The following is a 6,375-nucleotide window of genomic DNA, read 5'->3' on the forward strand; positions in this document are numbered from 1 at the left end:
CGGCTACACGCCGCCGCCGGCAGCGCCGGCGCCCGAGCCGCCGGCGGCACCCGCCGCCGCTCCGGCTCCTGAGCCGCCGGCCGCTGCAGAGCCTCCCGCAGCGCCTGCCGCACCGGCACCTGAGCCGCCCGCCGCTGCAGAGCCGCCGGCAGCTCCGGAGCCCCCGGCGGCTCCCGAGCCCCCGGCAGCGCCCGAGCCCCCGGCAGAGGACAAGCCCCAGGCCTGACCGTACGCCGCAGACCCCCGCCCATCGTGGCGGGGGTCTGCTGCGTATGGCCGCGGCATGCTCGGCTACCGTGGAGGGATGAGTTCCTCTGTGCCCCTGCGCCGCGTCGGCGCCTCTGGTCTGCTCGTCTCCGCCGTCGGTCTCGGCTGCAACAACTTCGGGCGCCCGGGCACCCGCACCGAGACTCTCGAGGGAACGCGCGAGGTGCTCGACGCAGCGATCGACGCGGGGGTGACGTTCCTCGATACCGCCGACATGTACGGCAAAGATCCCGGGCTGTCCGAGACCCTCATGGGCGAGGCGCTCCGCGGGCGCCGCGATGAGGTCGTGCTGGCGACCAAATTCGGGCACTTCGGCCGCGACATGGGGTATCCGATCACCGGGTCGAAGGGCTCCCGCCGGTACATCCGCCGCGCGGTCGAGGCATCCCTCACCCGTCTGCAGACCGACTGGATCGACCTGTATCAGCTGCACACGCCCGACCCGCTCACGCCGATCGAGGAGACCCTCGACGCGCTGGGCGATCTCGTCCGCGAGGGCAAGGTGCGCTACCTCGGGCACTCCAACCTGCCCGGATGGGAGATCGCGGAGGCGCACTTCACCGCGGCGGACCGGAGAAGCGTGCCGTTCATCTCGGCCCAGAACCACTACAGCCTGCTCGCGCGGGCGGCCGAGCGCGAAGTGCTCCCGGCCGTCGAACGGTACGGGCTCGGGTTCTTCCCGTTCTTCCCGCTGCACAACGGCCTGCTGACGGGCAAGTTCACGCGTGAGGGGGGACCAGAGGGCAGCCGAATCATGACGGCCCGGCCGCACGTGTGGCAGAACGCGCCATGGGATGCGCTCGAGGCGCACCAGGCGTTCTGCGACGAGCGTGGGATCACGATGCTCGAGGCGACGTTCGGGTGGCTGCTCGCCCGCCAGGCGATCTCGAGCGTCATCGCCGGTGCGACCAGTCCTGACCAGGTGCGGGCGAACGCCGCCGCGGCGTCGGCGTGGACCCCGGATGCCGCTGAGCTGGCCGAGATCGACGCCCGATTCCCGCTCCCGGAAGACCCCGGGGCCCAGGTCTGACCGACCCCATCCTGGGTTTCGCTGTCAGCGGATCCGGCGAACTTGGAGCCGCTCGCCCGCAGGGCGTAGCGTCTGAAGGACGTGCGCGGTCGCCTCGGGGCTGATGTCGCCGCCCGCAGGAAAGGATCGCCGTGCTCGGCAAGCTCTTGGTTCGCTACCTGACACCCGCGTGGGGACTCATCCTCGCCGTCGTCGTCTTCCAGCTCGCACAGTCCATCGCCTCGCTCATGCTGCCCACGCTGAACGCGGACATCATCGACAACGGCGTGGTCACGGGCGACATCGACTACATCCTGCAGACCGGCGTGATGATGCTGGGGGTCAGCCTGGTCCAGGTGATCTGCGCCATCATCGCGGTGTACTTCGGGTCGCGGCTGGCCATGGGAATGGGTCGCCAGCTGCGCGGCGACCTCTTCCATCGCGTCGTCGCGTTCTCGCAGCGGGAGGTCGGGCAGTTCGGCGCGCCGTCGCTGATCACCCGCAACACGAACGATGTGCAGCAGGTGCAGATGCTGGTGCAGGTCTCGGCGACCCTGATGATCTCGGCGCCGATGCTGGCGATCGGCGGCGTGATCATGGCGCTCCGGCAGGATGCCGGGCTGGCCTGGCTCCTGGCGATCTCCATTCCGGTGCTGCTGATCATCGTCGGATTGATCGTGTGGCGCATGGTGCCGGCGTTCACCCAGATGCAGGCGAAGATCGACCGCGTCAACCAGATCGCACGTGAGCAGCTGAGCGGCATCCGGGTCATCCGCGCATTCGTGCGGGAGCGCGAGGAGCGCGCCCGCTTCTCGACGGCGAGCGAGGACGTCATGGCGACCGGGCTGCGGGCCGGCAACCTGATGGCGATCATGTTCCCGGCCGTCATGCTCGTCATGAACGTCTCGAGCGTCGCGGTGATCTGGTTCGGCGCCTTCCAGGTGCAGGAGGCCGGTGTCGAGATCGGCACGATCTTCGCCTTCCTCAACTACCTCATGCAGATCCTGATGGGCGTCATGATGGCGACCTTCATGTTCGTCATGATCCCGCGCGCGGCCGTCTGCGCGAATCGCATCAAGCAGGTGCTCGACACCGACCCATCCGTGGCTGCTCCCGCCGATCCGGCCGCTCCTCCGGCATCCGTCGGCAGCATCGAGTTCGAGCACGTCGACTTCGCCTACCCCGGCGCCGATGACGCGGTGCTGCACGACCTGTCGTTCACTGTCGCACCGGGATCGACCACCGCCATCATCGGCTCGACCGGTGCGGGCAAGACGACCCTCGTCGGACTCATCCCACGGCTCTTCGACGTCACCGGCGGGGTCGTCCGCGTCGACGGGATCGACGTGCGCCACTACGAGCCCGACATCCTGTGGAAGCGCATCGGTCTCGTGCAGCAGCGGGCCTTCCTCTTCTCCGGCACCGTCGCGAGCAACCTCCGCTACGGCGACGACGACGCGACCGACGAGGAGCTCTGGCGCGCGCTCGAGCTCGCCCAGGGCAAGGACTTCGTCGCGGCCATGCCCGAGGGCCTCGAATCGCCCATCTCGCAGGGCGGCACCAACGTCTCCGGCGGTCAGCGTCAGCGGCTCGCGATCGCGCGGGCGCTCGCGAAGAAGCCCGGCATCTACATCTTCGACGACTCGTTCTCGGCACTGGATCTGCGGACGGATGCCGCGCTCCGCCGCGCCCTCGACACCCATCTGCCGCATGCGACCAGGGTGGTGGTGGCGCAGCGGGTGTCGACCATCCAGCACGCCGATCAGATCGTCGTGCTCGATCACGGCCGAATGGTCGGGATAGGCAGGCACGACGACCTCGTGGAGACCTGCGAGACCTACCGCGAGATCGTCGAATCGCAGCTCGCGGCGGAGGCGGCAGCATGAGCGGCGCACGCACCGAAGCGGCACCGCCGCCGCCCCGCGGGCCCCGAGGCCCGATGGGCGGGGGAGTGGGTCTGCCGGTCGCGAAGGCGCAGAACTTCGGCCCCAGCGCCAAGCGCCTGCTCCGCACGCTGCGCACCGATATGCCGCTGCTGATCCTCGCCCTCGTCTTCAGCGTCTTGAGCGTCGCCCTATCGGTCCTCGGCCCCAAGCTCCTCGGTGAGGGCACCAACATCCTGTTCGCCGGCTACGTCTCACTGCAGACGCCGGAGGGGATGACGCGGCAGCAGGTGATCGACGGCCTCATCGCCCAGGGCAACACGCAGCAGGCCGAGATGCTCTCGGCCATGGAGTTCGTCCCCGGTGCGGGCGTCGACTTCGCGGCACTCGCCCGGATCGTCGTACTCGTGCTCGCCGTCTACATCTTCGCCAGCATCTTCGGCTGGCTGCAGGCGCGCATCCTCAACGGCATCGTGCAGCGCGCGATGCACCGCCTGCGCATGCAGGTGGAGGACAAGATCCACCGCCTGCCGCTCGCGTACTTCGACCGCGTCCAGCGCGGCGAGCTGCTCAGCCGGGTCACCAACGATGTCGACAACATCGGCCAGACCATGCAGCAGACCCTCTCGCAGGTCGTGACCTCGCTGCTCACCGTCATCGGCGTGCTCGTGATGATGTTCATCATCTCGCCGCTGCTGGCCATGATCGCCCTGATCACCATTCCGCTCACGATCGTCATCACGGTGCTCGTGGCACGCCAGTCGCAGAAGATGTTCGTCGCGCAATGGAAGGCCACCGGCATCCTGAACGCGCGCGTCGAAGAGACCTTCTCTGGCCACGCCGTCGTCAAGACGTTCGGTCACCAGAAGGAAGCCGAAGCCGACTTCCTGGTCGAGAACGAGGAGGTCTACCGCGCCAGCTTCGGCGCGCAGTTCCTGTCGGGCATCATCATGCCCGCGATGATGTTCATCGGGAACCTGGTCTACGTCGCCATCGCGGTGGTCGGCGGCATCCAGGTCGCGGCGGGTCTCATGTCGATCGGCGACGTGCAGGCGTTCATCCAGTACTCCCGCCAGTTCACGCAGCCGCTGAGTCAGCTCGGCTCGATGGCGAACCTGCTGCAGTCCGGCGTCGCGAGCGCGGAGCGCGTGTTCGAGCTGCTCGACGAGGAGGAGCAGGAGCCCGACCTCGACGAGCCCGAGACGGCGCCGGAGTGGGCGAGCCACCTGGCCTTCGAGGAGGTCGACTTCCGCTACGTCGCCGACAAGCCGCTGATCCACGGGCTCAGCATCGAGGCGAACCCGGGGAGCACGGTGGCCATCGTCGGTCCGACCGGCGCGGGCAAGACGACCCTCGTGAACCTCATCATGCGCTTCTATGACGTCGACGCGGGCCGGATCGTGCTCGACGGCTTCGACACCCGGCACATGACCCGCGACGACCTCCGTTCCCGCACCGGAATGGTGCTGCAGGACACCTGGCTGTTCTCCGGCACGATCCGCGAGAACATCGCCTACGGCCGGCCCGACGCGACCGAGGACGAGATCCTCGAGGCGGCGACCGCGGCCTACGTGGATCGCTTCGTGCACGCGCTGCCCGACGGCTATGACACTCAACTCGACGACGAAGCCACCAACCTGAGCGTCGGCGAGCGGCAGCTGATCACGATCGCACGCGCCTTCCTGGCCGACCCGCGCATCCTGATCCTCGACGAGGCGACCTCGTCGGTGGACACCCGCACCGAGCTGCTCATCCAGCGCGCGATGTCGCGCCTGCGGGCCGACCGGACCGCCTTCGTGATCGCGCACCGGCTCTCCACGATCCGGGATGCCGATCTCATCCTCGTCATGGAGGACGGCGCGATCGTCGAGCAGGGATCGCACGACGAGCTCCTTCGCTCGCGCGGCGCGTACTTCCGGCTCTACAATGCGCAGTTCGAGGCCGCCATCGACGCRGAGTCCACTCCGGCAGACCCCGGTCTGCAGGCCGTGGGCACAAGCGGGGGCGCAGGCGGCGAGCGGTCGGCGGATACCGAGACGCCCTGAAACGGTCCACTAGGATGTGAGCACGCCGCCGACTGACGTGTCCACGGCCCATCGCACCGGTTCACGGGAGGACAGGGTCGTGCCCGAAGCATCCACGCAGACGCGGTCTGTTCCGTACGCCCACGGGACCATCGAGCTCACCTGGGCGGCGACGACCCATACCGGGCGGCGCCGGGAGATCAACCAGGACTCGATGCTGACCGCGTACCCGCTGTTCGTGGTCGCCGATGGCATGGGCGGTCACCTCGGCGGCGAGATCGCGAGCGCTCGCACGATCGAGCGGCTGCGCGGTGTCGTCGAGGCGGGGACGGTCACCCCGAAGGCGATCGAGAAGGGGCTCCTGCGTGCGGTCAAGGACATCGCCGCCCACCCGGAGACCACGGACGAGGCCACCGGCACGACGCTGACCGGCGTGTACCTCGATGTGTCCGGCGACCAGGTGCACTGGGTGACCCTCAATATCGGCGACTCGCGCGTGTACCTCTCGCGGGATGGCGTCATCGCGCAGATCACGACCGACCACTCGGTCGTGCAGGAGCTGGTCGCCGCCGGGAGGCTGAGCCCCGAAGAGGCCGAGAACCACCCCTACGGCAACGTCATCACCCGGGCGGTCGGTCCGAGTGACAGCGTGACCCCCGACTACGTGCGCCTCGATGTCACAGACGGCGATCGCTTCGTGATCTGCTCGGACGGACTCACGAAGGAGCTCACCGACTACGGGATCCAGCACTTCCTCACGGAGAACCCCGATCCTTCCGACGCCATCGAGGCGATGCTCGAAGCCGCTCTCGAGAACGGCGGTCGCGACAACATCACGATCATCGTGCTCGATGTCGCCCTGCAGGGTGAAGGCGCTCCTCCCCAGGACTGACCGGCACCCGCCGCCGCACGACATCCGCTCAGGCGGCCGGTCGCGGCCCGCCGGCTGGTGAAGTGGACGGATGTCCCCGCAGCCCTCGCCGCTCAGCGCGCTCGATCCGGTGGCTCCGGTCGAGGAGCCGCTCACCCTKCCACAGCCCTGGACCCCGCCCGGGCGGGCTCCCCTTCCCGTGGTCGCAGCCGTGGTTCCCCTGATCGCAGCGGTCGCACTGTGGCTGGTCACCGGGTCGGTGCTTTCCTTGTGGCTCGGGCTTCTCGGGCCGCTGATCGCGGTGGCGACCCGCCTCGATGC

The 6,375-nt window shown here is 68.8% G+C and carries 6 protein-coding genes; all 6 read left to right on the forward strand.

What is annotated here, in order from left to right:
* On the forward strand, positions 1-226 hold a 226-nt coding region (locus AC1DVT_RS16975; RefSeq protein WP_477390207.1), incomplete at its 5' end, for a hypothetical protein.
* 78 nt (positions 227-304) lie between these two features.
* The gene (locus tag AC1DVT_RS16980) at positions 305-1,297 is read left to right on the forward strand and encodes an aldo/keto reductase (protein ID WP_477390209.1); all 993 of its coding nucleotides are present in this window, start codon (positions 305-307) and stop codon (positions 1,295-1,297) included.
* Positions 1,298-1,428: 131 nt separating this feature from the next.
* Positions 1,429-3,162, forward strand: coding sequence for an ABC transporter ATP-binding protein (locus tag AC1DVT_RS16985; RefSeq protein ID WP_457100594.1), 1,734 nt, complete (start codon positions 1,429-1,431; stop codon positions 3,160-3,162).
* Positions 3,159-5,204 carry an ABC transporter ATP-binding protein gene (locus tag AC1DVT_RS16990; protein ID WP_457100593.1) on the forward strand — a complete coding sequence of 682 codons (2,046 nt, stop codon included), beginning with the start codon at positions 3,159-3,161 and terminating at the stop codon, positions 5,202-5,204. Before AC1DVT_RS16985 ends, AC1DVT_RS16990 begins: the two co-directional genes overlap by 4 nt.
* 79 nt (positions 5,205-5,283) lie before the next feature.
* On the forward strand, positions 5,284-6,075 hold the full coding sequence (locus tag AC1DVT_RS16995; protein ID WP_477390212.1) for a PP2C family protein-serine/threonine phosphatase: 792 nt from the start codon (positions 5,284-5,286) through the stop codon (positions 6,073-6,075).
* A 70-nt stretch (positions 6,076-6,145) separates the two neighbouring features.
* A partial coding sequence (locus AC1DVT_RS17000; protein ID WP_477390214.1) for a hypothetical protein occupies positions 6,146-6,375 on the forward strand: 230 nt, incomplete at its 3' end.

The sequence above is a fragment of the Microbacterium sp. P2_F9 genome, from assembly GCF_056403635.1.